Raw genomic sequence first — 25,015 nt, 5'->3', positions numbered from 1 at the left:
TTTGTCTTCGTGCGCTCGGTATATTCGTCGCGTTGCTCCTCGAGGCTGAGGGTGGCCCCATTCGCTCCTCCCGTCTCGGTAGCGATGATGCCGACCAGCGTCTTGCGAACTCCTGCACGCCCCGCAGGTACCCGCCGGCAAAGTAAATTGCCTGCATGCGTCGTCCTCCTGAAGCGATCAAGTGAGTCGGTTGTCCACTCGGTTTTGTTGTATGCGCTGCGCACAGCTCAGAAGGTTTTACTATCGGCAAATGGCAGGTTGCGGGATGCGGCCCTGTCGCACCATTTGCATTGGTCGAACGGCCACCTCTCTGTACCCCTTCAGTTCGTGAAGAAGAAGGCAGCAAGTTCAGGTCTTATGGCGAGACAATATCGAAAATGGTATCGTTCCGTTACGGCCTTGAACTCGGACGAGCGGGCGCGGGTCATCGGCGCTGGCAACAGGCTGCGCGTGAGTCGCGGAGCGCTCGCAGCGGAATGGCATCGAGTGGCGGTAGCGACGCTTGTTACACATGTGCGTCAGCTGCGGAGGCTGGTGCAGCCGTCCCCGGGTGCCGGGTCGACCTCGCCCCTCCCCCGGACGCCCGCATGTGGGTGTGGCTGTACTTGACCTCGTCGGCAACACTGAACTGGCGTCTTCCCATGGCCCGGCTCTTATCGAGCTCCCGTCGGGCCCCTGTCTTCTCTCAGGCGTCGGAGTCTCCTTCCGCTCGCGCGACGCCCCAATCGGCGTCTCTGCCAGGAGAAACGCTTCGAACTCAGTCGCACGTGTAAAGCCGGGTCTTAAGAAAAGCAAATGTACGGATCGGCTTGCGAATCAACTTCTACGCTCTGATACATGATAGAGGCAAATTTAGTTGGTGAAAGGCTTGATTGGGCATAACCACTACGTTATTCTGATATTTAAATGATGATGTAGTATTGAATACTTTTCCGATGAATTGTTTGAACCAAGCTGCTTGGCTTCATGGTTTAGCATGCAAGATGATAGAGCGGGACTTGATTGAGGAATCATGATGAAAGCTACGTTAAGCGTTCCCACCGTCGAAGTTGCTATAAAGAGGCTTCAGGAATCAAAAGCGCATGAACAATCGGTGTTTTATCTATCGCTTCTTAAGCTGTCGACTGAGCACGACGATTTAAGTGAGTGTTTGGCCTCAGCGTATCAACAAATTATATCGAAATGGCTCGATGTTCCGGGCGGTTCTTCGCCTTACTATCGTCCGTTTGCGTCGAGAGGCGAGAACTATTGGATGAACCCCAATTTAGCTGGCAGTTTTGCACCCAGCTCTTTGCGTGACGAAAAAAAAGGTGCTGTTTTACACATCTGAAGGGAAGCTGCGTTTGCCGTCAGTCACCGAGATTTCTTCTAAGTTGATTGGCGGCCACCTTATCCCAGCATGGGCTTTGGCTGCTTTTCTTTTTCGTAATTGCTTGCTTGTTTCTCCGTCGGAGTATATTACAGATAGGGAATTAGTAGAATTACTCAGTCGCTATTTCGCGCTTGACGACTTGGAGTTTTACTCGAGTATTTTTGACTTCTCGACTCCTGGAGAAAAATGGCCACTTGATCGCGTGGACGATCTTGATGAGGGCAGTACTGATCAGGTCGAAGTTCTAGATGTCGTGTCTTACGACTACCGACGGCTAACTGCGGTGCAGTTAGGCTTAGAGAGAATCGAGGGTGGCTTAGGCGTTCCGTCAGACAGTTCCGAAGCCATTTTGCCAGAAGCTACCAAGAATGCAGATCTTGACGAAAACATCAAGGAGATACTGCAAGTATTAGAAGATTACTTAGGCGTTATTTTGTCTGGTGCCCCCGGAACGTCGAAATCCTACTATGCTCGATTGGTGGCCGAATTTATTGCCGATGGCGATGATGGCCGAATGGCATTTGTGCAGTTCCACGCTTCATACCAATTCGAAGATTTCATGGAGGGGTACAGGCCTGACACGACGACGGGTGGCTTCGCGAAGGCGGACGGAATATTTCTTCAGCTATGCAAGAAGGCGCTGTCTGACAAAGCACATTCATATTGCATTGTCATAGATGAGCTTAGTCGAGGAGACTCTCAGCGCATATTTGGTGAGGCCCTTACGTATATAGAGAGAAGTAAGAGGGGGCTACCCTTTTTACTTCCAAGTGGCGAAGAGGTTGTTATACCTGAAAACGTCTATATTGTTGCTACGATGAATCCCGTGGATAGAGGTGCAGATGAAGTTGATTTAGCGTTTGGGCGCCGATTCGGCATCATTGAAATGAATCCTCGTGCAGAGCTTCTCAGAGGGCGTTTAATTGCATCCGGGATGGATGATGCTGTGGCTGGGAAAATTGTGGAGTGGTTCAATCGTTGCAATGCGGCATGTTCTAGTAGATCTCTTCCCGAGTTGGGCCACGCATTCTTTTGGTCAGTGAAAGATTATTCGACATTGAGCAGAGTGTGGCTGTACCAGGTGAGGCCGCATTTAAAGAAGGTTTTTCGCTTCGATGCGATTGAATGCGATAAACTTATGAAGAATTTTGAAGAGCTGCTGGATTCCCTTCAATAAATCAATTATGCCATTGTTTAACGTTTCAGAATATGACCAAATATCTATACAAGAAATAGAAGACTATCTGTCGGAAGAAAAAGGTTATCCGTATCGACTTTCGATCTATCCAGATGTAATTGCAAGCGGTCTCATTCAGATTCAATGTCGTCCCAAAAAAGATAGTCAGGATGGTCTTGTCAATTTTCTGCGGCCATCAAAGCACATCGGTCTTGTTCCTCTTGCTCCGGAAGTGTCTTTATGGGTGAACCCGAAAGTACCGATTGCTAACATAGATCAAATGGCCAAGCGCTACGGAGGCATTGTTTCTAAAGATATTAATGAGCTACGCAGCTATGTCTCGACCGACGATACCGCCATGGAGCTGAGGAAACAGTTTGCTTTGTCGCTTGTCCGTTTGGCTGACTCGATAGTCGGAGTTGGGTTACTCCATGAGTACGTTAGAGAAGAAAGTAGCAATGGTTCTATTGCAGGGAACATTGATTTTTCTCAAACGATGAAGCGCTATATTTCGAGAGGAATTGGCTATCAAGTAGTAAGTAATTCATTTAAAAAGAGTATAGATATTAATATAAATAGACTGATTAGGACTGCACTTTTTCAAATTGCGGAAAATAGTCGCTATGAGTCTGGACTTCGCGCAAAAGCAGATCGGATCTCTCGTTGCATGTCTGATGTCGCTGTTATTAGTTCTGTCCACCAACTTGCTATTGCGATGCGGGAGATTCCGCTTCCGTCGAGTCGAGATGATTATGCGCAGGCTATTCCTCTCTCTAAGGTGTTGCTGGTTGATGACGGCATTGATCTGCTGTCAAGAGATGGGGCCTTGCTGATGGAGCCACTATTTGTAGATATGAGCGAAGTATTTGAGAGATATATTTTGCGAATTCTGCAAGATTCCCTTGTGGGGTTTCGCGTTGTATCGGGAAATGATGCAGTAAATTCTGTCCCGTTGTTTGAGGATAGATACAACGGTCTTCTTGAAAATGGCTATGAGGTCGCCCGCAATGCTTTTGGTACCAATAAAAAGCACTCTGCGTGTCCTGACATTCTGATTTTTCGAAATGCGACGCTTAAGTTGGTCGCGGATGTAAAATATAAGCCTTTGCAAAATTCAATAGCCGCCAAGAGAGAAGATGTCGAGCAAGTTGTTACCTATGCCGAGCGTTTCGGCAAGAAGATCGCCCTTTCGATACATCCTTGCTTAACAAGCCAAGAAGCTGGCTTGTATTATTCTGGAAATGTTGGCGAAATATCAGTTTTATGCTACCAGATCAACTTAGGATCAGAAAACTTATCTATCGAAGAAGAAAAGATTGCTAGCGCCATTCGCTCACTGATTATATAGGGTTACTCTTTGCCTGAGGCTATCGTTGAGAATCGGCTTTAGGTCGGTACCGATGGCATTTCGACCCATTTCCAGCGCAACACTTAAAGTAGTTCCGGTTCCCGCAAACGGATCTAGTACGACCCCTCGGGTCATGCTTTCGTGCTCACACCCCTGCCAGCCCACTGTTGTGCGTTTAGCGAAGGTAAACTCACGGAAGTACCCGCCTAATGCCTCTTTTGCTTCTAGGGCTAGTTTCGTTACATGGTCAGAGTTTCTTCCTGTGCCATTTTGGAATCGAGTTGCCTTGCCGACGTCGGAAATGCCGAAGGATTGGATGGCTTCAATATGGGCCTGGGTGAGCCCCTTTTCTTTCGCCAATGCGAGGGCGCGTTTTGCTTGCGGGCGCTCGAGGTTTAACTGTGCCGTACGTTTTTCGACACGAGTAACGGGAGTGCCGCACTTTGAGCATATGGCGTAGGGGCAAGCGAGAAGAATGGCTCGTTTAACAAGCTCTTTTGGAAATGGTGCAAGATGCGAAGACATTGAACGATCAGGCGCAAATGTCCAGACATCGCCGGGAGTTGCATCTACGCCTAAATAGTCACAATACCCACGCGTGTCATAATAATAATTACTGGACTGTGGCGTGAGATGAATAATATATTCGTATCTGTTCGCCAATCGGTCTTTGGCTGGTTCGGGCATTCCGGTTGGCTTGGACCAAATGATGCGATTTCTGCAAGTCCAGCCCTCGTTTTTGGCGGCGTTTTCAAACATGCCGGGTATGTTAAGTAGGGTTTTTTTATAGTAACTATCGCCAATGTTTATGAAGAGCGATCCTGCTGGTTTTAAGACTCGACGCCATTCGCGAAGACACTTTAACATTGCTTCGATGTACAACTCGGGTGTTGCCTCGTTTCCTATCTGTCCTGCGACACCGTAATCCCGTTTATTCCAATAGGGCGGCGATGTAACAATAAGGTCGACTGAGTTGTTGCTTGCAGGTATGCTATCAGCTGAAGCGATATAGAGATCGGCTTTTGCTCCATGGTCAAAAACCACATCATTCAGTGACTTGAACATTTGGTTCCTCTCAGGTTCGAAAGTTCATTATACGTGCTTTCATTCAGATCGTCGAGATGTATTTGGGTGGGTTCCGCGGTTGGTGCGTTAATCCGTTTGGGGTTGATGGGGTAGCGTGCGATGGTGTCGAGTTGTCATGAGCTGTAAAATGAGCTGTTGCTAGCCTGATTCATCTAACAAGGAGCCTCATGCGTCTATCTGATGATTCTCGATTCGAATACAGTGTCGTTGCCTTTGAAGATACGCTGCGGGCTAGCTTTATCGGGTCCGAGAAGCCCTCTGATGATCGGTACGCCCCCAAAATCGTTATGAACGACAAAGAGAGTGCGACTGATGTGCTCTCGATAATTAAGAACGAGCTCGCGGATTGCACATCGTTTGATTTCTCGGTTGCTTTTGTAACCGCCGGTGGTATTCAGGTTCTTGTTGAGGCCTTGAAACTTCTGGAAAAGCGAGGGGCGACGGGGCGCATTCTGACTTCCACCTACCTGAACTTCAATGATCCGGAAGCGCTGTCGAAACTGTTGGAGTTCCCGGCTATAGATGTTCGCGTCTACCAAGGGGACTTGCACGCGAAAGGATATTTCTTCAATCGCGAAACGCTCTCGACGTTCATTATCGGAAGTTCGAATCTGACGCAGACAGCTCTCACCTGCAACAAGGAGTGGAACGTTCTCTTTCGGTCGTTCGAAGGCGGGGAAATGCTCGCTTCTGCGAGGGCCGAGTTCGAGCGCCTTTGGAAAGACGAGAAGTCGATCGAGCTTAACCAGGAGTGGATTCGGGGCTACAAGCGCTATCTCGAAGAGGGTTCTTCCGATGCGGCAAAGCACGCAAAGCGGCTTAAGGCCTTCGCCGCAAAGACGAATAAGCCGGGTGCCGCTTCCTGTGCGCCGTACGAAATCGTGCCGAACGCCATGCAGGAGAGAGCTCTTGAGGCCTTGAAGGTTCAGCATAAATTGGGCGAGCCTCGCGCGCTGCTCGTATCTGCAACAGGTACGGGAAAGACTTACCTTTCCGCACTCGATGTTCGCCAGACCAAGCCTGCCAAGGTTCTCTTTGTGGCGCACCGTAAGCGGATCTTGAAGGCCTCCGCCGAGAGCTATCGGCGTGTTCTGGGGGATAGTTTCACGTATGGCATTTACGGGGAAGATCCGGCTTTCCGGTCCAAAACGTGCGGGTTCGCAATGGTTGGGGCTCTTTCTAAGTATCGGCAAGAATTTGATCCTCGCGAGTACGATTACATTGTGATCGATGAGGCCCACCGAACGGGAGCGCGCAGCTATCGCGACATTCTTGAGTACTTTCAGCCCAGATTCTTCTTGGGTATGACGGCGACTCCGACGCGTACCGACGGATACGATGTCTATCGCCTGTTCAATCACGTCATTGCCTATCGAATCACCCTCCAAGATGCTCTGAAGGAAAACATGCTTGTGCCGTTCCACTATTTCGGTATCGCCGACCTGGCCATAGATGATGAGGAGACGGACGACTTCGTCTTGTTCGGCCAGCTGACGTCGGAGGAACGCGTCCGGCATGTCACTGAAAAGATCGAGGAATATTCCGTCAACAAAGAGGATCGAAGGGGGCTTGTCTTCTGCTCCCGGAACGACGAGGCGCGGACGTTGTCGCATCTTTTCAACGAACGGGGTTATCGCACGGTTGCGATTTCGGGCGAAACGCCTGACTGGGAGCGCGACAAGGCAATCGAGCGTCTTGAGCGTGGGGAGCTGCAATACATTTTCTCGGTAGACATCTTGAACGAAGGAATCGATATTCCTTCTCTGAACCAGATTATTATGCTGCGGCGCACGGAATCGACCGTGGTGTTCATGCAACAGTTGGGGCGCGGTCTGCGTAAATACGACTCGAAGGAATTTACCCTCGTTCTTGACTTCATCGGTAACTACCAGCAGAACTTTCTCATTCCCATGGCGCTCTCTGGAGACCGAACCTACAACAAGGACAATCTTCGCCGCGTGGTGAAGGAGGGGAGCGCCGCTATTCCGGGTTGCTCCACCATTTCTTTCGACAGCATTTCCGAGAAACGAATCTTTCGTGCTTTGGAAGAAGGCAGGTTTGCGGAGGCAAAGCTCATTCGGAGCGAGTTCGAGCATTTGAAACAGGTGTTGGGAAGGACGCCAAGGCTTGTTGATTTCGATGCGAACGAGGCCATGGACCCATTGCTGATTATTCGGAAATATGGCTCATATCCTGCATTCCTACAGCAATACGACAAGGACTGCACGACTCATTTCGGCGAAAAAGAGCTCGCTATGCTAAAGGCGATTTCCACGAAGCTGGGCAACGGAAAGCGTGCGGTGGACCTCGAGATCATTCGAAGCTTTGCCGAGGGCGACATAACGATCGAGAAAGAAGGTCTTTACGCTCGTGGCGTAAAGGAGGAGGCACTTCGCTCGGCTTCTCGTGTTTTAACGGGCGAGTATTCAAAGGATGGTCCGGCTGTTGCGGTAGATGAGGGAGGGAGGTTTGTGGCCTCTTCTGAGTTTGTGGCCTTGCTGATGGACGATCGGTTCCGCGATGCGGTTTTGGATTTGGTGGAGTTTGCGCTTGCGAGGAACACGCGGGATTATGCCAACACTTACAAGGACACCGATCTTGTGCTCAACCGAAAGTACACGCGCGAAGAAGTGTGCCGACTGCTGAGATGGAAGAAACAGCCAAACTTCCAGAATGTCGGCGGATATTTCCACGACAAGGACACCAACACCTTCCCGGTCTTCATCAACTATGAGAAGGATCCCGACATTAGCATCACCACCCAATATGAAGATCGCTTCCTCTCGGATAATCGAATCATTGCTATTTCCAAGAGCAAGCGCTCTCTTACGTCTCCGGAAATTCAAATGCTGGGGAATGCACGCCTTAACGGAGTTCGCTGCTATCTGTTTGTGCGCAAGAACCTCAAAGACAAGGACGACGGCACGGAATTCTACTTCCTGGGTGAGGTTCATCCTACGGGCGAGTTCAAAGAAATAACCATGGCTGATGGAGTTACCAGTGCGGTGGAGATTGCCTATGAATTGGAAAACCCTGTCAAGGGAGATATATACGAGTTCTTGACCAGTCGGCTTGACGATTAACGGCAGCCTCAACGGCTAGAGCACTTCCTCCTTCAGGGCATCCACCACGGAGATATCTGCCGGAAGCCAGGCAACGGAATCGATGGTCTCGCGATCGAGCCATCGGGCCTGGGCGTGCTCGAGGAGATCGATGTGGTCCTCCGCAAGGGCGCAAAGATAGCAGCCCATGTGAAGACGGAATGCCTCGTAGTCGTAATCCACTGTGCAAAGGTGTCGGTTTACGATGATTTCGGCGTTAAGCTCTTCGTGGATTTCCCGGATAAGCGCTTGCTCCTCCGTTTCGCCCGGTTCGACCTTGCCGCCGGGAAACTCCCAGCCACCTTCGAACTCGCCGTAGCCTCGCTGCGTCGCCAGAACGCGTCCTTCTCGTTCGATGATGGCTGCTACTACGTGAATGGTTTTCATGGTGTGACTTCCTAGGGTTTGTTTCGTTTGATGTCAACTTATCATATCGAGGCAAATCGTTTTGGAGCGCGAGAAATTTGCTCGAAAAGTGAGCATTGCTGGACTTCGGTTTTCAGGACGGGCAAGGCTCAAGTGATCCTTCCTGCATCTGCCTTTGCTGATTGCTGGTAAAAGCGTCAATGCCTGCTCTCGTCTGCTAGCTCCTTAGCAAGATGGAAGACGCTTTCGTCGTAGAAGGGCCAATCGACGAGATTTTCCAATCCGCCCTTCTTTGTTGCGATCATAAGCTCCTCATTAATTTTGAGGGTAATACAGATGAGCAAGCTCAGCATGCGATAGTAGTCGGTTCTGATTTCCTCTGCGTTGGGGTCAGTGATTGCGGCGTGCGCATGATCGTATCGGTTTCTGAGGGCTAGAGAGTTTGGGAAGGAGGCGTCGTTGAACATGTAGTCAAGATACGCGGCCTCTGTTGGCGTGAATAAGGTGTCGCAATATGCGAGAATATCGCGATCCACCAGTTCTTGCACAAGTTTTAGCTCGGCATTTTCCAAAAATCGTAAAACCAAGGCGTCGTTATCCCAGACGCATTTAAGGCAAACGGCGGCCAAGGATGGTTTGAACCCTTCTGCTTCTTTGGCAATAAAGCCATTGTCTTCCAGTTGGCCAATGCTAGAGTGGAGATATTCAGGGTAATCGTTTTGGGTGATGTTGTGTCGCAGCATGGCATCGTAAAAGCAGGACTCGCTCTCGTTTGAATCGGCTAGGTACGACAGCATGCATTGGTCTGAAAAGAGGGTAAAGCCCCACTGTTCAAAACCGGATCCGGCAATGACGTATTTAGGCTTTATTAGTGCTGGTATCGATGAAAAAGTCTTCATGCTCTCGAACGGAAAATAGTCGTTGTCGATTTCTCCGCGCTTGGCGTAAATAGAGTAAGCCTTTACCGCTCGCTCGACCTCAGGACCAATAGCTTTGCATTTGTCTAGCCAGGTTGTTTCCTTTGTAGGCAGTGCAAGAGAAAAACCTTTGATGTCGAACTCATCTGCGAAATATTCGTTGTAAACCCATTCTAGCGCGGTTTCTAATCGGGCATCATTGCTCTCTAGGAATTCCGAGTAAGCCGCCGTTTCGATTAAAGCGAGACTATCGCGTATATGAGAATCCATAAACGAACGGTATTCTCCGATTGCGTGCAGGCCAAGAAGTCCCATGATGCCGCGTGCTTCATGCTTGCGTGCTGGCATAGTCATTAGGCCGCTTGGATCTAAGTAATCGAAGATGTAAATTAGATTATTCATAATCGTTGCGGGATCCGTGAACTTCTTTAGCCAAGGTCCGCTGAAAGAGTGGATGACCACGAGATCTTCGCGGGCCATTCCCTTGCAGGCGATTTGCGACATGTTGATGTTAACTCCTGCGCCATAGCGTAATCCTGTCCCATTTTTAAACATAGCTTGAACGGACTCTTCGTGTTTACGCTTTGCTCCAACACGAATTTCTGCTGAGGGCGTATATCTGTTTACCATTCCGGATGGCCAGTTGCGTAGCACCCATAGATAGTTTGGATTGGCTTTCTCGTCGTTGATATAGCTCAACATTATTGAGTTGATATCCTCATTATGAAGTTGTGAGGGTAGAAATAATTTCGTGTTGTGGGTTGAGTCGGATGCAAGACGGTTGATTATCGTTTCTGCGGAAAGAATCGGATTTCTTCGCATTGCGTCGGCGATCTCGCTGTCAAATTGATTTACGAACTTCTTTCTTTCCAGAGCGGAAACAATGCATTCGGGATGAGTCTCCAGCAGTTCCGCGAAATCGGCCGAGCTAATCATTTTGTGAGCACCGCACACGCCCATTAGTTGCCAAAATGGTTCGTGGTACTGAAGTTCGATCTGCTCGTACATGGACGCAATGCTGTCATATGAAAGAGCTTTGCTGACATATGCGCATGCATGTGCGAAGAACTGTCGGGAGGCTTGGCTTGTGTTGATGGAATCCTCTTCTTCGAAAATCTCTGGGATCCCCTCAACAGTAAGCCTGCATTGATGCGCCTCTATGGCATCGTTGATCGACTCGATCTGCCTCTTCTCGCTGTCTCGTAAAAGTTCCAGGCACCTATCTCGATAGTGGCCTGCAGCCAAATCGTTGCGCCCAAAATATCGTACTCGGTTCTCGTCGTAATCTCTCATCTCAGCCCATCTAATTGCGGGTACGCGTTCTTTTTATCAGAATTACACAAAGAATGAAATACGTTAACCCCATTCAAGGTAACTGGACTTCGAATGCAACGACTGCTCTCTTCTTTCGGAATGTGGCCTTTGCGCGGAGTCTGCGGCGTGTATTGTGCTGAGATGGGCTAGGGGTGTGATAGCGGAGCAAAAAGTATCAATCTCAAATCGGACTAGTGGGACTGTTGAATGCGGCTGCTGTCGCCTGGTATGGTGGAGGCCATCGAATGGTCGGCGCGTGGAAGAGGTGGTTGCGTGGAATTCACATCGGCTAGTGCTAACAAGTACCTGCGGAGGCTGCAGGACGAGAAGGATCGGCTCCTGCGGAGCGAGCAGGAGGTGAGTACCTATGTGCTCGCCGAGGGGGAGGCGGCCGAGCCTCCTGCTTACGACTACGGGGCCGTGCGTGAGAAGGTCGCGCAGATCGACGGGCAGGCGCGGGCCATTCGCCATGCCCTGCACCGGTTTAACATGCAGACGGTTCTGCCCGAGCGGGGCATCACCATCGACGAGGCGCTTATCCTGCTCGCGCAGCTGTCGGGGCGCAAGGATCGCCTGAACTCGCTCGCTTCGCGCCAGCCCCAGGAGCGGCTGGGCAATCGGTACTTCGGCAGCGGCAACGGGCCCATCGAGTACCGCTACGCGAACTACGACGTTGCCCGGGCGGAGGCGGACTACCGCGCCGTCGCGGATGAGATCGCCGCGCTGCAGCTTGAGTTGGACCTGGTCAACCAGACGGAGGTCTTCTCGGTCGAGCTGTAAGGGCTCGCCTGTTTTCCGGATCTGTGGCTTTCCCCGCAAAGGATACTTTGGAACGTTGCGGTTTCGCGTTGGAGTTGTCGGGTAGTTCGTTGTCGGCAGTGCCGTGCGGTTTGAGCGTTGGCGCCTTGCCGGAAGATCTGGCTTCCACCCATTTCCGCCGCAGATCGAAAGCTTCGGGCGCCTCCCCGCGAGGTCGCCCGCGATGCCGAAGCGCGGTCATAGGCATCACCCTCCTTGACGCACCATTTTGCCGCTGCGATTGCGTCGGTGCGACCAACTGGCGAGGTCTTAGCCAAATTCGGTGCAATGATCTGCGAGAGCGCTTGTTGTCCACCAATCTTTGTTCTATTGCTGGTCTCGCCTGCGCTCAAATCGCGCAAGGACGCTAAAACAAATCAAGGACGCTAAAAGAAATCAAGATTGCTAAAAGAAATCAAGGATGCTACGATCTCCCTGTTGCAGCGGTCGAATGGCGGGAGATTGTCGTGGCAGATAAAACCGAGGGCATCCAGCGGGGGACGTTCAACCCGTTTACCCCTGAATTTGGAAAAGTGCCTGCCTATTTCGCCGGTCGAGAGCAGGTGCTCTCGGATGTCCTGAGCGCCTTCGAAGAGCAAGCGACAAACCTCTGCGCCCTGTTCGTCGGTCCGCGCGGCTGCGGTAAAACGGCTCTTCTCACATATCTCGGCAACGAAGCGTCTCGGCTTGGGTGGGTGATAGCCAATGTTTCGGCAACACCGGGCATGCTTGAGGATATCGTCCAGCGCACCGAGGAGTCGGCCTCTCATCTCATTGAGACCTTGCCCGAAAAGTGTCTTACGGGTGTGAACATCGCGGGCCTTGGAGGGGCGACGTGGAACCCGAGAGGCGAATCGGAAGCGAATTGGCGCACGCGCATGAATGGCCTTTTAGACCGTTTAGGTGAAGCGGGCGTCGGCTTGCTGATTACCGTTGACGAGGTGGATGTGTCTCTCGACGAGATGAGCCACCTGGTTTCGACATACCAGCATTTCGTGCGCGAGAACCGCAAGGTCGCCCTCGTGATGGCGGGGTTACCGTTCCATATAAGCTCGCTTCTCAGCGGTAAGAACACGTCGTTTCTTCGCCGAGCCCAGCGCTTCGATCTGAGTTCCTTGGCACCTTACGAGGTGGAAGAGGCCTTTCGCCTGACGGTTGAAGAAGGCGGCAGGCTTATCAACGAAGGGGCATTGACCGAAGCGGTTGAGGCTATCAACGGATTTCCTTTCATGCTTCAGCTTCTGGGCTATCGAGCATGGCGCATGCATTCCGACGATGCTTTCCTGAGTATCGAAGACATTCGCGCCGGTGCGCAGAGGGCTCAGCGTGAACTGGAAGATCGCATCTTCGACGTCACCTATGCAGAGCTCTCCAAGGCAGATAGGGCGTTTCTCGCGGCCATGGTGCAAGACGAGAAGGTCACCAGTCGCGCTGATCTGATGGGGCGACTGGGAAAACCTTCGGGGCATATTTCCACGTACAAGAAACGACTTGTGCAGAGCGGCGTTATTGGTGAAACCCTCAACGGCGATTTTTATTTTGCGCTGCCCGGTTTCAGGGAGTACATCGCGGGCCGGGAGTAGCGTCTCGGTCGCCTTGGGCGCGAAAAGGGCGCAATACCCGCAGTGCCTTTCGCGGCCCCACAATGAAAATGAGCGGGCAGCCAGTGCTCCCGTAGGCGGCGTGCTGTTCTTGTGGTACCCTTTTCGATTATGGGATCGGTCATCAATGGGTACATAGCTACTTTCAGCGAAAGCTTCAATGTGGCCGTTCTGGTGTGGCCGTTGCTGTCGCTGCTGCTCAGCGTGCCGGTGCTGGTGGGGTTGTACCGGCGCGACGGATGGCTGCCGCTTACGACCGTGTTCGCTGTGTACGCGAGTATCCTCTATGCTGCCGGTCTTGTGTGCTTCACGTTGTACCCGCTGCCTACGGGCGATTCAGGACCGGGCATCACCTACGGCATCCCGCCCATTCTCGACCCGCTCAACTTCGTTCACGATATCGCCGAAGGCGGCGCTCGCGCAGTGCTGCAACTCTTGTTCAACATCGTGCTCTTCGTGCCGCTCGGCTTCATTGCGCGGACGCTCCTGAAGCTGAGGCTCCCGCTTGCCTTGGCGCTGTCCTTCGCCGCCACCTGCCTTATCGAAACGGCGCAGCTCACGGGGCTATTCGGGGTGTATCCCTTCTCATACCGCACCTTCGACGTGGACGACATTCTGTGCAACACGCTCGGCGGTGTGATCGGCTGGGGCTGGGGCATCTGGCTGTGAAGCTGACTCAGCGCGAAGCGGAGGTGCTGCCGCCCGTTACCCATCGTCCTGGCTTCGTCCGGCGCGCGGTGGCGCTGTGGACCGACGCTATGATCATCGACGTATGCTCGGTGGTGCCGCGCCTGATGGTCGTGATCGGCCTGAAGATGCTGATGGGCGATGCTTTCGACGAGGCCATGCTGAACCGGGCCAACGTCGTCGTCTGGGTGATCTGCTATGGGCTCGCCTTCGCGGTGGTGGAAGTGGTCGTGCCCTGGAGGCGCGACGGCGGCACGCCGGCGGGCCTGTTCTACCGCATGTCGTGCGAGACGCAGCAGCGCGCCGGCGCCATGCGCGTCGCCTTCTACGCGGCGCGGGCAATCGTGTTGCTGCTTGTGCTCGTGTACCCGCAGAACACGGCGCTCCCGCTTGCCGTGTTCTACCTGGTAGCCCGCAGGATGCCCTACGATTTCATTTCCGGAAGGGTTGCGGAGGGCGCCCGTGGAAATGCCATGCCGACGGCGCGAGGAGCGTCGGCCGCGTTGCTCGTGCGAGGCGCGGAAGGTTCGGAAGGCGCAGGGGCCGTAGAGGGCGTGGAAGATCGTGAGCCCTGCCTCTCCTAACAGCTCCCCACGTAGACGTGTTTCAGGTGGCGGCGGGCTACGGCGGCCAGCTGGTGCACGGTGGCGGGTGGTGTGGCGGGGCGGTCTTGCAGGCGGTGGCAGGGGAAGAAGCGCGTTATGTGGTAGGGAATGCCCGGATCAAGCGATGCGAGCCATGCAGCCGCGGCGTCAATCTCGTCTTCGCTATCATTCAGGCCGGGAATGATGAGCGTTGTCACCTCCAGGTGGCAACCGGGTTCGGCGGCCAGCGCTTCTATGGTGTGCTTCACGGTGTCCAGGTCGCCGCCGACGAAATCGTAGAAGCTCTGGGTGAAGCCTTTCAGGTCGATGTTCGCTGCATCGATGAGTGCGGCCACTTCGCGCAGCGGGCCGTCGTTCACGGAGCCGTTCGAGACGAGCACGTTGGCCAGGCCGCGCTCGCGCGATAGGCGGGCAGTATCGCGCACGAACTCGAACCCCACAAGCGGCTCGTTGTAAGTGAAGGCGATGCCGATGTTGCCCTCGGGCATGAGCGAGGCAGCCAGCTCGACCAGCTCCGCCAGCGCTATCTCGCGCCAGGGTACGTCGCGCTCGCAGGCGCAGGCGATGGAGGCGTTCTGGCAGAACGGGCAGCGCAGGTTGCAGCCGTAGGAGCCCACCGACAGCACCTTCGCGCCAGGCCGGAACCGCGCGAGCGGCTTCTTCTCGATGGGATCCAGTGCCAGCGACGTAATACGTCCGTAGTTGGCATCCGCCACGCGGCCGTCCCGGGCAACGCGCCCGTGGCAGAGGCCCGTCTGCCCCTCGGCCAGCCGGCATCCGTGCGGGCAGATGGTGCACGTGACACGTTGTCCGTGCAGGCCGGTTTTCGCAGCGGCATTGTCCATCGTTTTCGCTCCTTTTGCTTCAAGTGGTGCGGCCGTAAGACCGTTCGACTCAGTACGCTCTTTGGCGGCTTGCTTGCAGATGTGGTTTCCTTGGCTTGAAGAAATGCTGCTTCTTGCAAGTCTGTTGACGCTCTTCAGCCCAAGGCCAAGGGCGCGTCGGGTATTATATTCATGCGACCGTTTAAGGGCCGTAGTTTCGATTTCACCACCTACCAGAGGAGTGTCAATGCCCGAGCTTTCCCGCTTTGCTGGTATCGTGATTTACATGCTTTTCAAGGATACCAAGCATCACAACAAACCACACGTGCATGTTTATTACGGCGAATTCGAGGCCTCAGTGGGTGTCGATGGCGAGCTGCTGGCGGGTTCGTTGCCGCGTAAGCAGATGAAGATCGTTGTTGGCTGGCTCGCCCTTCACGAAGAGGAAGTATACGCTGCGTGGAACCGTGCGGTTCAGGGCGAGCACTTTGACAAAGTGGACCCCATGTAGGAGGGCGTGTGATGTACATAGTTGATGACATTTGCTACGCTGGCACTCCTTGCGATGAGGTGCGGGTGGTGCAAGCCACGCCCCTCAAGGGAGGGATGCTGCTGATCCTCTTTTCGTCTGGCGAAAAGAAACTGTTCGATGCTCTTTCGGTCGAGGGTTCTGCTTTTGAGCCTTTGAAAGATGAGTCGGTTTTTGCCTCGATTTCTGTTCAACATGGTTTTGTCTCGTGGGCTGACGGGACTATAGATTTGGCGCCAGAATACATATACGAAAACAGCGTGCCCTATAACGAATGCGACGATCTGCTCGAGTGCGCGTGAGGAGCGAAAAGAAGCTGATCGGGCGATAGAAAGACGGCATGATCCTTGGATCGGCTGCATCAAGCAATGGGATCCATCAACCTCAAATCGGACGTTTATAACGGTTCGATATGAGCGCCTCTCCTGCCTCTCCGGCGCCCCTCGTCCAGGCCGCCCATAACGGCCTAGCCCTTCTGCGCGGGGCGGCGCAGTGAGCTGGCGACGGCGCGGCCCTTGGTGCGGGCGGCGCCCATCACAGCGGTGGCGCCGCCGAAGTCGATCCCGGTGATGATCTTCACAAGCTGCAGGAACAGCATGAGCACGAGCAGGGGAATCAGGCAGCTCGTCACGATCATGACCGCCAGTGTGTCCACCATGGTGTTCAGTTGCTGCCCCAGGCTGTCCAGTGCCTGCTGGGCGCCTTGGGTCAGGTTGCTCCATCCGTCCTGCACGGCGCTGGCGATGCCGCCCAGCAGCCCCTGGTCTTCCTGGGGCTCGGTCGGGGTATTCTCCTCCAGCTGCTGGGTGGCCTCTTGGGCCGCGGCGTTGGAGGCGGCGAGCGTCTCATCGAAGGTGGCGTCCACATTGTCGGTGAGCCATACGCTCACGGGCACCACGAGCGCCAGCGCCAGGCCAAAGGCCGCGAGCTTCGCTCCCAGTCGCTGCAGGTTCGCCCGTGAAAGCGTTCCCTGCTGCAAGAACACCGCGAAGGCGAACAACGCGCAGGCGATGGGGATGAGAATGCCGAAACCGAGGAACCCCAATGTGGTCAGCAGAAACTTTTCCAGGTAGATAACGGCCAGGATGACCATGAAGTACGAGCTGAAGTCCACGAGCTTCTCTGCGATGGGCGTGCCCATGTCGTTGGGCAGCGCCGTGATGGCGGCCGAGGCAGCGGTCGTGGTGGTGGCGAGCATCATGACGTTGGCCTTTTTCTCGTCGAGAGTGTCGGTGATGCCGACATAGGTGGCGGGATTCGAGGCGATATTCGCCACCACCAGCAGCGACACGAGGGCGAGGGCGGCCAGAATACCTGCGATGATGGCTTTCTCCCTCATCGGGCGCTCCGGCGCGGGCTCGGGCTCTACCATGACCAGCTCGCGGGTCTCAACAGCGGTTTCGGTGCTCAGCGGCAGGGGGTTCACGGCGGCTCCTTCCCTCGGGGTCTTTCCGGTGAAAGTATAGCTGGCTTTTGGGGACGCCCCCTCGGGCTCGCGATTTGATTGCGTTTTGAAACCAGGCACCGCCGCTTCTGCAGCCAACCGCTCCTCCGACTGACGTGGGGTTCTGCCTTGCTCACCTTGGTGGAGAAGAGTAGAATGCGGCCTCGCGTTTTCTTGCTGACCCAACGACTTATATTCGCGTGAACCGCCCGGTATCTCGGGGCGGCTCGCGTCGTTGGCTCGGGAGGGGACGCCCCGGCGCTTCCGAGCCGCCGGTCAACCCGCAGCCCAACCCGCCTTCGACCCAAGGAACCGAGCCTTACACCCATGCAGCAGCGCGACAAGATCAAGCCGATTCTCTTCAGCATCATCAAGCATTCCAGCCCTCAGGAGCTTAAGGAGCAGATTCCCCGCGACATTGTGGCCGGCATCGTGGTGGCCATTGTGGCGCTGCCGCTGTCCATCGCATTGGGCATCGCCTCGGGGGTGTCGCCGGAGCAGGGCCTGTACACGGCCATCGTGGCGGGCTTCCTCATCGCGTTTCTCGGCGGCAGCCGCGTGCAGATCTCGGGCCCCACGGCGGCCTTCGCCACCATTGTGGCGGGCATCGTGGCCACCGACGGCATGGACGGCCTCATCGCGGCCACCATCATCGCCGGCATCCTGCTCATCCTCATGGGCCTGTTCAAGCTGGGCGCCGTCATCCGCTTCGTACCCTTCACCATCACCACGGGCTTCACGGCGGGCATTGCCGTGACGCTTGCCATCGGTCAGCTGAAGGACTTCCTCGGCCTGACCTATCCCGCCGGCACTGCGACGGTGGAGACCGTGGACAAGGTGGCGGCGCTGGCCGGCAACATTGCCACGGTAAACGCCCAGGCCTGCATCGTGGGCCTTGTCTGCCTGGCCGTGCTGTTCCTGTGGCCGCGTCTGGTCCCTCGCGTTCCCAGCTCGCTTATGGCGCTGTTCGCGGGCGTTGCGCTCGTGAGCGGTCTCGGCCTGGACGTGCTCACCATCGGTGACCTGTACGCCATCAACAGCGGTCTGCCCGAGTTCCACCTGCCCCAGCTCAGCTTCGCGCTGTTCCGCGACCAGCTGGCCAACGGCGCCACCATCGCCATCCTGGCCGCCATCGAGTCGCTGCTGTCCTGCGTGGTGGCCGACTCCATGATCAGCTCCCATCACCGTGCCAACGACGAGCTGGTGGCCCAGGGCATCGGCAACATCGCGTCGGTGCTCTTCGGCGGCATTCCGGCCACCGGCGCCATCGCCCGCACGGCCGCGAACGTGAAGGCCGGCGGCCGCACGCCCATCGCCGGCATGGTGCACGCGCTCGTGCTCGTGGCCGTGCTCGCCTTCCTCATGCCCTACGCGGCGCTCATTCCCATGCCCGCCATCGCGGCCATCCTGCTGCATGTGGCCTACAACATGTGCGGCTGGCGCAACTTCGCGCACCTGTGCCAGACGGCGTCGAAGGGGGCCGTGGCCACGCTGTTGCTCACCTTCGCGCTGACCATCGTCTTCGATCTGGTGATCGCCATTGCCGCGGGCATGCTCATCACCATGGTGCTGTTCATGAAGATGGTGAGCGAGGAGACCGAGGTGAAAGGCTGGAAGTACTACGTCGACGAGAACTCCGAGGTCACCCACTTGCGCGAGCTGCCGAAGAGCGTGCGCGTGTACGAGATCAACGGGCCGATGTTCTTCGGCATGACCGAGCGCATCGCCGACATCTCGGTGAAGGACTTCACCCGCTACCTGATCATCCGCATGCGCGGCGTGCCCTCGCTGGACGCCACGGGCATGAACGCCCTGGAGAACCTCTACGAGTACTGCAGTGCCCACGGCGTGAGCCTCATCTTCTCCCATGTGAACGAGCAGCCCATGAAGACCATGCGCCGCGCCGGCTTCGTCGACCTGGTGGGGGAGGAGCACTTCCGCACCTGCATCGACGACGCCATCGCCCACGCCCGCGACCTGCTGGAGCGGGACGGCGAGAGCAACAAGCCGGCTTCTCCGTCGGCTTGAGGTTCTGGTTGAGACGGTCGATCATCCAAGCGAGGCGGCTGGCGCGGCTGTCCTGGTTGTTTCAGCCCTCCAACGGACTTACGGTTTCTTGAAGAAGACCGATCAAGTCGTTCAAATCGGTCATTGAGGCAATATAGGCATCGCACAGCCTTTCGGGGCTGACCGTTTTGAAGTTGAGCTCCCAGCCCGCTTGCCGAGCCAGCTGGTTCGCGAATATGCGCTGTGTTCTGCCATTACCTTCGCGGAAGGGGTGGAGGGCGTTGATTTCCGCTATATAGAACGCCATCCGCTCGATAAAGTCGTCGCGTTCAAGATCGCGCAGGTAGTTCTCCGCCTTAAGAGCTCTGAAAAGGCTTTGGGAATAGGGGAGGATAAATTCTGCGCCGCAGAATAGGGAGTTTCCCTTCGAGATGAAGCCTTTCTTCCGAATCTCCCCGGCCCATGCATAGATTTCGCCGAAAAGAGCCCGATGAACTGCCTGGAGATGAGTAAGGTCGAAGAGGCCTTCGATCGGATGCGCTTCGAGCTCGGCCGCCGCAACACCGGTAATGGCGCGTTCCGCATTCCACAGTTCGTCAAAATCGACGAGGCCGAACTTGTTGACGAGAACCTTGGTGCCTGCATAGACGTAGGGGTCGTCGGCATCGTATTGGTAGTTATATGATCGACGGTCAGCCATGGGAGGCCGCCAGCCGCTTCGCGTCGGCAACGTATTGGGCGATCAGGTCGCGATAGGTCATCTCGCCGCGGCCGACTTTGCGCAAGTTGTCCTTTTCGGTTTCCGTCATGGTCATGTGCTCAACCGCCAGGCTGTGCTCAACTTCTTCGATTATGTGTTCCATTTCCAAGGATGTCATCGTCGCCCTTTCTGTTTCAAGGCCATTGTACTATCAGCGGCTTGGATCGGGGGTAATTGCTTGGATTGAACATCCGGCGAAGCGCGTCCCCAATGAAACGGTAACGGATGGCGGGCGGCATCGGTGCTGCTGTGGGCCCTTCTTATAATGGGCGTCATTGGGCCGCTCGCCCGTGTGGGCGGTGCGGGCAACCAGTTGAGAAGGAGCGGGGCCATGGAGCTTTCTCTTAAGGCGGCGGAAACGGAGGAGACCCTTCGCCACTGCCACCATGTTCAGCAGCGGGAGGCTTTGGCGCCCGCAGATTGGGTAACGCCTCCCGCCGGTTCCTACAACGTGTTTCTCCTGTTCAACTTGGAAGCAGCCTGGGACGAGGGCCACTGCATCCTGGCCCTGGGGCCTGTGGGCGGCCCGCTGCAGACCTATTCCTACTACCGCCACAGCAGCAAAGTGGAGGCGCCGGGCATCATGGCCTGCCTGCGCGACCCCATGACCTTCGCCGACCTGGAGAAGCACTCGGGCTGGATCGTGCACGGCCAGCCGGGGAACTGGTGGAACGAGCACGTGAACTGCGCCATCGCCCTGTGGTGCGACGCGGTGTCCTTCCGGGCCGTGCGGGCCTGCGCCGAGGACCGCCGCGCCCACACGGGCACCTACAACCTCGTCACCTACAACTGCCTCACGTTCTGCGACGAGGCCTTGGCGGCCGGCGGCATCCACCTGCTCACCCGCGACGGCCGCGAGCTGCACACCATCGTCCCCAAGGACGCCTTCAAGGCCGTTGTGCGCGTGGAAGGCGCCCATCCCTTCGAAGCCTGGAAGTACTGGTTCCCCCTCGGCGAGCCTCCCGAAAACGGTCTGCGCACTATTCGGGATGTCCCCGGTACGGACAAGCCGCTGGAATAGGGGCGCCCCAATAAGCTCGCGAGGGGGCGCCGCCATAGGCTCGCAACAGGCCGCCTCTTCTACAGGTGCCGTAAGTTAGTGCGGTAGGCGCGGAGGCGTTCTTCGCCGATGTCGGTGATGATGGTGTTCAGGGCATCGATGAGCTGTTCGCGCTGGTCGGGAAGCTGTCCCTGGAGCATCACGGGGTTCGAAGCGCCCAACATGGCGAAGGTGACGGGGATGGAAAGGCCGGCGACAAGCTCGCGAATCTCCTCGTACTTCTCCACTTCCGTCTCCTCCGTCCAGCGGCCGGCGCGTATCTCGCGGTACAGGGCCGAGGTGGGGTATACGGTGAGCATGTTCGCGCCGATCAGCCAGGGGTTTGTCTGGTTGCAGATGGCGGCCGTGGCCTGGGCGGCCGCCCGGCCGCGGCCCTTGCCCGAAATGCCCGCGAGGTAGAAGAACCCGTAGCGGATGCCCGCGTCGTCGAGCCGCCGGCATTGGGTCACGATGTCTTGGGCGCTATAGCCCTTGTCCATGAAAGCCAGCGCCTCGTCATCACCGGTCTCAATGCCCAGGGTGAGCCCGTCGAATCCCGCTGCGCTCAGGACGCGCAGCTCCTCGTCGCTCTTCGTCGTCACGTCGGTCACGCGGGCGAAGCAGCCCAGGCTTTCGCAGCCGGGAAAGTACTGATGCACGAGCTTCGCGATGCTCAGCAGATGCTTCGCCTTCAGCCCGAAGGGGTTCGCTCCGGCCAGAAATATGCGGTCGACCCGCGCGGGTTCTTGCTCGAAGAGGCGCTCCTCGGTCTTGCGCAACGGGTCGTGGTACCAGGTCTGCGCCTCCAGCAAGTCGGCCTCAATATCTTCTAAGGGCGAGGGGCGAAACGTGAAGGGAAGATCCTCGTACAGGGTGCAGAACTTGCAACGGTGGTGGGTGCAGCCCGCCGTGGCTTCGATGATGAGCGAGCCAGCCTCGTAGGGCGGCCGCCAGATGGTTCCCGTGTAGTGCATGGGGCTCCTTTCGCCGTAGTTTTCGCTCCTTAGGATGCCCGTGCGGTGCTTGGATTACTAGTACTGATGTTTTATGGGAGTAGTATCATTATCTGCACTATTGGGAATGACAAGGGAAGCCATGGCCGACAACAAGTTCACCGATGGGGCCGCTCTCGCGCGCTGCGAGTCCATGAGCCGCATGCAGGCCGTGCTCGGCGGCAAGTGGAAGATTCTCATCCTGTGGTACATCGCCACCTACGAGGTGCAGCGCTTCGGCGCGCTGATGCGCCGCATCGAGGGCATTTCGCAATCCACGCTGACCAAGCAGCTGCGCGAGCTGGAAGCCGATGGCCTCGTGCATCGCGAAATCTACCGCGAGATTCCGCCCCGCGTGGAATATTCGCTGACCGACGTGGGTGCGAGTTTCGTGCCCATTCTGAACGCCATGGTCCTTTGGAGCCAGCGCTGGCTGTGCGAAGGCGAACTGTGCGCCCGCGGTGGCGAAGCGCAGGGGGCAGCTCGGGAGGGATCCGCGCCCGCGGGCGATGCCGACGGGGAAGGAGGCGGCAGGCCGTGATGGGGAACCTGGTCGGGCAAGGTGGGCTGCTGGCGGTGGCGGTGTACCTGGCTGCTGTCAACGTCGTGACGTTCGTTGGCTTCTGCATAGACAAGCGCCGCGCCGTCCGAGGGGCCTATCGCATTCCCGAGAGAACCCTGATCGCGCTGTCCTTTGCCGGTGGCGCCCTCGGCGGCCTGGTGGCCATGCGCCTCGTTCGCCACAAAACCCGAAAATGGTACTTCGTCTGGGGTCTGCCCCTCTTCCTCCTCCTGCAAATAGCAGGCCTCGTCGGCCTCGGGGTTGCGGGCGTTATCTAGGTCGCTTGCTGCCCCCGTTGGCACTGCGGCGGTGCCCGAGTGGCCGCCTCGGTCACTGTTGCGGTGGCAACTCGGCAGATGATTGCGGGTGCTCCTATCGCGCCGCAGCGAGCTTTTCGAGGGATGATGGCACGCCGCGCGTCAAGGATGGGGCACTCTACGATGCGTAGGTTGTGGGGCCGCCCCGTCGCGCCTATCGTAGAAAGGGCGAAAGGAGTGCATATGAACGTAACCGTATTCAATGGAAGCCCGGCAGGGAAGGTGAGCGCCAACCCGCAGGCCGTGGCCCTCGTGAAGCCCTGGCTGGAAACGGTGGAGCGGGCCGGCCGGGAGCTCGTGGCCGAGGGCGCCGTTGCCGACGACACGGCGGAAGCCTTAGAGGCCCCGCTCATGGACACCGCCGACTACGTGGCCTTCTTAGGGATGGGGTAGAAGGGACGTCCCCGAAGCTCGCGCAGCTTCCTCGCTGCTTGGGCTGGTTTGGTTCCCCTGTATTCCGGGAGAGCAATCGGCCCTGGGCGCTCACCCCTGCAAGGCGGCTTTCTGTCGTGTATGATGGGGGCGTCTTGCATCGTGGGCATTGTCTGGAATTCCATGATTCGGGACGACTGTTTCGATAGAGTTAATCTGTCGTAGCGCAAGGTCGCGGCCGTTTACGACGGTGCTTTCTGGTCAAGCGGTTCGTCGGCACCTGTCTCGGGTGAGGGCTATGCATTATAAGGAGGGGTCATGGTTGATGGCAGTTCGGGCCTGTCAGCTTCCTATAAATTGGGAAACGGCTGGGATATCCTGCATTGGTGCGCCAACCTGACCATCATCCTCATGGGCTTTACCTTTATTCCCGCCCGCATTAACGCGCAACCTGACGGGCACATTTTTGTCGCATGGGCGGTTATTCAAGTTGCTGTACTCATTATTCTGGGCTTGGCCTCGCAGATTCGAATCATGCGCCCCTTCGCCATGGCCAACTGGGCTTCCCCTCTTCGCATGTGCGCCACCTTCCTGATCGGGGTGGCATGGTATTTCGCGGCCCATGCCGCCGTTGCTGCTTTGGGCGGATTGTGGCTCATCGAAATCGCTCCTTCCGCCGTGCTCCTGTCCGTGGCGTCGGCCATGGGATTTTTGTATGCAGTTGATTATTGTCGGGCTACGCCGGAGAACGATTTTTGGAAGCATGCGGTGCCCGGTTCTCTTATCGCGGCTTTTGTGGTGTTCTTTCCCATCGAACGGTTTCCCCTTGCCAGTTCAGCCCTCTGCTGCATTGTCGCCATTGTATGGTACGTTGCGCGTCGTCGTCTCTCGGAATCTCTGACGGAATACGAAACCGCACTGCCCCCGGCGGCTCAAGAGAGGCGGCGGCTTCCCATGGCGTTGGGGTCTACGGCAGCACTTCTATTTGCGGGAGGAATGATCTGTCCCATCGTGATGAACCCCACGAGCCTGGCGAGTGCGGGTTACACGACACTCTACGTGCTCTCGCTCGGTTCACTGACAATTATTTTGACGATTCTTCCAGCCCTTGGATGGCTGCGGGGAATTTACCCCTATGCAAAGATCTGCGCCGTGCTGTCGGCGCTGGCCTACGGTTTTCTGGCCTGTACGGGGAATGCGTTCGTGGGCATAGGCGCGGCTGTTCTGCTGGGAACATTTACCGTCAATGTGAGCATGCTGCTCTACGGGCTCAGTCAGTGCCTTGGCGACCCTCGTACGAGGTCGCTGCGCTTTTGGGGCGCCGCAACACTCGTCTTTCTGGCGTTCTTCACGGGCATGGCCCTTGCCTCCGTGGCCATTCATGCATCGGGAGATCGAGATGTCGATAGGTTCATAATACTCTCGTTGTGCTCGTACCTGTTTTTCGTGGTTCTCTTCCGCGAGCCGTGGCTCCTTCAAAAGCCGCAGGCGCTCGATGTGAAGCGTGTTGCCGTAACGCCGTTGCTGGCGAACTCCCTTGAAGAGGAACTCCATGGGCGTTGTCGGGCGATTGCCGATGCCCATCAGCTGACAGAGCGAGAGGCCGAGGTTCTTACCTGTTTGAGCGAGGGTTGGAGCATTCCTGCGGCCGCGCGTCGTCTCATGGTCTCGCAGGATACCGTGCGCACCCATGTGAAGCATATTTACGCCAAACTTGGCATTCACTCTCGAGATGATTTGGTTGAAGTGATTAAAATGCCTGATGAGAGCCTTCTACCCAAATCTGGGTGAGGCGTA

The 25,015-nt window shown here is 56.3% G+C and carries 24 protein-coding genes; 16 read left to right on the top strand and 8 right to left on the bottom strand.

The window, feature by feature from the left end:
* Positions 1–1,012 precede the first annotated feature (1,012 nt).
* Genes ACTOXK_RS01915 through ACTOXK_RS01905 form a run of 3 tightly spaced genes read left to right on the top strand, consistent with a single transcriptional unit; the run spans position 1,013 to position 3,897 of the window.
* Positions 1,013–1,330 carry a hypothetical protein gene (locus ACTOXK_RS01915; RefSeq protein WP_482279238.1) on the top strand — a complete coding sequence of 106 codons (318 nt, stop codon included), beginning with the start codon at positions 1,013–1,015 and terminating at the stop codon, positions 1,328–1,330.
* A complete protein-coding gene (locus ACTOXK_RS01910; protein WP_482278334.1) occupies positions 1,311–2,549 on the top strand; it encodes an McrB family protein in 1,239 nt (412 codons plus the stop codon). The genes ACTOXK_RS01915 and ACTOXK_RS01910 overlap by 20 nt, the downstream gene beginning before the upstream one ends.
* Before the next feature lie 7 nt (positions 2,550–2,556).
* Positions 2,557–3,897, top strand: coding sequence for a 5-methylcytosine restriction system specificity protein McrC (locus tag ACTOXK_RS01905; protein WP_482278333.1), 1,341 nt, complete (start codon positions 2,557–2,559; stop codon positions 3,895–3,897).
* Here the strand turns inward: ACTOXK_RS01905 and ACTOXK_RS01900 are convergent.
* Positions 3,883–4,962, bottom strand: a complete 1,080-nt coding sequence (locus tag ACTOXK_RS01900) for a DNA-methyltransferase (RefSeq protein ID WP_482278332.1) — start codon at positions 4,960–4,962, stop codon at positions 3,883–3,885. The genes ACTOXK_RS01905 and ACTOXK_RS01900 overlap by 15 nt on opposite strands.
* A 188-nt stretch (positions 4,963–5,150) precedes the next feature.
* On the opposite strand from ACTOXK_RS01900, the gene ACTOXK_RS01895 reads away from it, so the two are divergent.
* Positions 5,151–8,066 (top strand): DEAD/DEAH box helicase, encoded by a 2,916-nt coding sequence (locus ACTOXK_RS01895; RefSeq protein ID WP_482278331.1) that lies wholly within the window; start codon positions 5,151–5,153, stop codon positions 8,064–8,066.
* Between the two features lie 15 nt (positions 8,067–8,081).
* Here ACTOXK_RS01895 and ACTOXK_RS01890 read toward each other — a convergent pair whose 3' ends face one another.
* Positions 8,082–8,471, bottom strand: a complete 390-nt coding sequence (locus ACTOXK_RS01890) for a (deoxy)nucleoside triphosphate pyrophosphohydrolase (protein ID WP_482278330.1) — start codon at positions 8,469–8,471, stop codon at positions 8,082–8,084.
* A 176-nt stretch (positions 8,472–8,647) separates the two neighbouring features.
* Positions 8,648–10,660 (bottom strand): hypothetical protein, encoded by a 2,013-nt coding sequence (locus ACTOXK_RS01885; RefSeq protein ID WP_482278329.1) that lies wholly within the window; start codon positions 10,658–10,660, stop codon positions 8,648–8,650.
* Between the two features lie 294 nt (positions 10,661–10,954).
* Here ACTOXK_RS01885 and ACTOXK_RS01880 point away from each other — a divergent pair, with 294 nt between their 5' ends.
* The 4 genes from ACTOXK_RS01880 to ACTOXK_RS01865 all read left to right on the top strand — a co-directional run bounded on the left by ACTOXK_RS01880 (position 10,955) and on the right by ACTOXK_RS01865 (position 14,351).
* The gene (locus ACTOXK_RS01880) at positions 10,955–11,461 is read left to right on the top strand and encodes a hypothetical protein (protein ID WP_482278328.1); all 507 of its coding nucleotides are present in this window, start codon (positions 10,955–10,957) and stop codon (positions 11,459–11,461) included.
* Positions 11,462–11,946: 485 nt separating this feature from the next.
* A complete protein-coding gene (locus tag ACTOXK_RS01875; RefSeq protein ID WP_482278327.1) occupies positions 11,947–13,062 on the top strand; it encodes an ATP-binding protein in 1,116 nt (371 codons plus the stop codon).
* Positions 13,063–13,242: 180 nt separating this feature from the next.
* Positions 13,243–13,749 (top strand): VanZ family protein, encoded by a 507-nt coding sequence (locus ACTOXK_RS01870; protein ID WP_482278326.1) that lies wholly within the window; start codon positions 13,243–13,245, stop codon positions 13,747–13,749.
* A complete protein-coding gene (locus ACTOXK_RS01865; RefSeq protein ID WP_482278325.1) occupies positions 13,746–14,351 on the top strand; it encodes a hypothetical protein in 606 nt (201 codons plus the stop codon). Before ACTOXK_RS01870 ends, ACTOXK_RS01865 begins: the two co-directional genes overlap by 4 nt.
* Here ACTOXK_RS01865 and amrS read toward each other — a convergent pair.
* Entirely contained in the window at positions 14,348–15,217 is an 870-nt protein-coding gene (amrS, locus tag ACTOXK_RS01860) for an AmmeMemoRadiSam system radical SAM enzyme (RefSeq protein ID WP_482278324.1), read from the bottom strand. The genes ACTOXK_RS01865 and amrS overlap by 4 nt on opposite strands.
* 226 nt (positions 15,218–15,443) lie before the next feature.
* Here amrS and ACTOXK_RS01855 point away from each other — a divergent pair, with 226 nt between their 5' ends.
* Together ACTOXK_RS01855 and ACTOXK_RS01850 are read left to right on the top strand one after the other, a co-directional pair.
* Positions 15,444–15,707, top strand: a complete 264-nt coding sequence (locus ACTOXK_RS01855) for a DUF4160 domain-containing protein (protein WP_338210379.1) — start codon at positions 15,444–15,446, stop codon at positions 15,705–15,707.
* Positions 15,708–15,718: 11 nt separating this feature from the next.
* Complete coding sequence (locus tag ACTOXK_RS01850; RefSeq protein WP_482278342.1) at positions 15,719–16,027, top strand: DUF2442 domain-containing protein; 309 nt, start codon at positions 15,719–15,721, stop codon at positions 16,025–16,027.
* A gap of 164 nt (positions 16,028–16,191) precedes the next feature.
* On the opposite strand, the gene ACTOXK_RS01845 is transcribed toward ACTOXK_RS01850, so the two are convergent.
* A complete protein-coding gene (locus ACTOXK_RS01845; RefSeq protein WP_482278323.1) occupies positions 16,192–17,151 on the bottom strand; it encodes a hypothetical protein in 960 nt (319 codons plus the stop codon).
* Between the two features lie 345 nt (positions 17,152–17,496).
* Here ACTOXK_RS01845 and ACTOXK_RS01840 point away from each other — a divergent pair, with 345 nt between their 5' ends.
* A complete protein-coding gene (locus tag ACTOXK_RS01840; RefSeq protein ID WP_482279831.1) occupies positions 17,497–19,197 on the top strand; it encodes a SulP family inorganic anion transporter in 1,701 nt (566 codons plus the stop codon).
* 61 nt (positions 19,198–19,258) lie between these two features.
* Here ACTOXK_RS01840 and ACTOXK_RS01835 read toward each other — a convergent pair whose 3' ends face one another.
* Together ACTOXK_RS01835 and ACTOXK_RS01830 are read right to left on the bottom strand one after the other, a co-directional pair.
* Positions 19,259–19,876, bottom strand: a complete 618-nt coding sequence (locus ACTOXK_RS01835) for a Fic/DOC family protein (protein ID WP_482278321.1) — start codon at positions 19,874–19,876, stop codon at positions 19,259–19,261.
* Positions 19,869–20,054, bottom strand: coding sequence for a hypothetical protein (locus tag ACTOXK_RS01830; RefSeq protein WP_482279239.1), 186 nt, complete (start codon positions 20,052–20,054; stop codon positions 19,869–19,871). Before ACTOXK_RS01830 ends, ACTOXK_RS01835 begins: the two co-directional genes overlap by 8 nt.
* Positions 20,055–20,267: 213 nt before the next feature.
* Between ACTOXK_RS01830 and ACTOXK_RS01825 the strand changes: the two genes are divergently transcribed.
* A complete protein-coding gene (locus ACTOXK_RS01825; RefSeq protein ID WP_482278319.1) occupies positions 20,268–20,957 on the top strand; it encodes a hypothetical protein in 690 nt (229 codons plus the stop codon).
* Positions 20,958–21,016: 59 nt separating this feature from the next.
* Here ACTOXK_RS01825 and ACTOXK_RS01820 read toward each other — a convergent pair whose 3' ends face one another.
* The gene (locus ACTOXK_RS01820; RefSeq protein ID WP_482278318.1) at positions 21,017–21,949 is read right to left on the bottom strand and encodes a radical SAM protein; all 933 of its coding nucleotides are present in this window, start codon (positions 21,947–21,949) and stop codon (positions 21,017–21,019) included.
* 121 nt (positions 21,950–22,070) lie between these two features.
* Between ACTOXK_RS01820 and ACTOXK_RS01815 the strand changes: the two genes are divergently transcribed.
* The 4 genes from ACTOXK_RS01815 to ACTOXK_RS01800 all read left to right on the top strand — a co-directional run bounded on the left by ACTOXK_RS01815 (position 22,071) and on the right by ACTOXK_RS01800 (position 25,009).
* Positions 22,071–22,508 carry a winged helix-turn-helix transcriptional regulator gene (locus tag ACTOXK_RS01815; protein WP_482278317.1) on the top strand — a complete coding sequence of 146 codons (438 nt, stop codon included), beginning with the start codon at positions 22,071–22,073 and terminating at the stop codon, positions 22,506–22,508.
* Positions 22,508–22,807 (top strand): DUF1294 domain-containing protein, encoded by a 300-nt coding sequence (locus ACTOXK_RS01810; RefSeq protein ID WP_482278341.1) that lies wholly within the window; start codon positions 22,508–22,510, stop codon positions 22,805–22,807. The genes ACTOXK_RS01815 and ACTOXK_RS01810 overlap by 1 nt, the downstream gene beginning before the upstream one ends.
* A gap of 222 nt (positions 22,808–23,029) precedes the next feature.
* On the top strand, positions 23,030–23,239 hold the full coding sequence (locus tag ACTOXK_RS01805; RefSeq protein ID WP_482278316.1) for a hypothetical protein: 210 nt from the start codon (positions 23,030–23,032) through the stop codon (positions 23,237–23,239).
* A 297-nt stretch (positions 23,240–23,536) separates the two neighbouring features.
* Positions 23,537–25,009: a helix-turn-helix transcriptional regulator gene (locus ACTOXK_RS01800; protein WP_482278315.1), complete on the top strand. Its 1,473-nt coding sequence runs from the start codon at positions 23,537–23,539 to the stop codon at positions 25,007–25,009.
* Positions 25,010–25,015: the final 6 nt, after the last annotated feature.

Source organism: Adlercreutzia sp., from assembly GCF_056795635.1.
The sequence above is the reverse complement of the archived record's forward strand: the minus strand, read 5'-3'. Positions and strand labels throughout refer to the sequence as shown.

Bases quoted from the DNA above. Each gene is read 5' to 3' on its own strand.
- ACTOXK_RS01915 (WP_482279238.1), top strand. From the start codon at position 1,013: ATGATGAAAGCTACGTTAAGCGTTCCCACCGTCGAAGTTGCTATAAAG.
- ACTOXK_RS01905 (WP_482278333.1), top strand. From the start codon at position 2,557: ATGCCATTGTTTAACGTTTCAGAATATGACCAAATATCTATACAAGAA.
- ACTOXK_RS01900 (WP_482278332.1), bottom strand. From the start codon at position 4,962: ATGTTCAAGTCACTGAATGATGTGGTTTTTGACCATGGAGCAAAAGCC.
- ACTOXK_RS01895 (WP_482278331.1), top strand. From the start codon at position 5,151: ATGCGTCTATCTGATGATTCTCGATTCGAATACAGTGTCGTTGCCTTT.
- ACTOXK_RS01890 (WP_482278330.1), bottom strand. From the start codon at position 8,471: ATGAAAACCATTCACGTAGTAGCAGCCATCATCGAACGAGAAGGACGC.
- ACTOXK_RS01885 (WP_482278329.1), bottom strand. From the start codon at position 10,660: ATGAGAGATTACGACGAGAACCGAGTACGATATTTTGGGCGCAACGAT.
- amrS (WP_482278324.1), bottom strand. From the start codon at position 15,217: ATGGACAATGCCGCTGCGAAAACCGGCCTGCACGGACAACGTGTCACG.
- ACTOXK_RS01855 (WP_338210379.1), top strand. From the start codon at position 15,444: ATGCCCGAGCTTTCCCGCTTTGCTGGTATCGTGATTTACATGCTTTTC.
- ACTOXK_RS01850 (WP_482278342.1), top strand. From the start codon at position 15,719: ATGTACATAGTTGATGACATTTGCTACGCTGGCACTCCTTGCGATGAG.
- ACTOXK_RS01840 (WP_482279831.1), top strand. From the start codon at position 17,497: ATGCAGCAGCGCGACAAGATCAAGCCGATTCTCTTCAGCATCATCAAG.
- ACTOXK_RS01835 (WP_482278321.1), bottom strand. From the start codon at position 19,876: ATGGCTGACCGTCGATCATATAACTACCAATACGATGCCGACGACCCC.
- ACTOXK_RS01830 (WP_482279239.1), bottom strand. From the start codon at position 20,054: ATGACATCCTTGGAAATGGAACACATAATCGAAGAAGTTGAGCACAGC.
- ACTOXK_RS01825 (WP_482278319.1), top strand. From the start codon at position 20,268: ATGGAGCTTTCTCTTAAGGCGGCGGAAACGGAGGAGACCCTTCGCCAC.
- ACTOXK_RS01820 (WP_482278318.1), bottom strand. From the start codon at position 21,949: ATGCACTACACGGGAACCATCTGGCGGCCGCCCTACGAGGCTGGCTCG.
- ACTOXK_RS01815 (WP_482278317.1), top strand. From the start codon at position 22,071: ATGGCCGACAACAAGTTCACCGATGGGGCCGCTCTCGCGCGCTGCGAG.
- ACTOXK_RS01810 (WP_482278341.1), top strand. From the start codon at position 22,508: ATGGGGAACCTGGTCGGGCAAGGTGGGCTGCTGGCGGTGGCGGTGTAC.
- ACTOXK_RS01805 (WP_482278316.1), top strand. From the start codon at position 23,030: ATGAACGTAACCGTATTCAATGGAAGCCCGGCAGGGAAGGTGAGCGCC.
- ACTOXK_RS01800 (WP_482278315.1), top strand. From the start codon at position 23,537: ATGGTTGATGGCAGTTCGGGCCTGTCAGCTTCCTATAAATTGGGAAAC.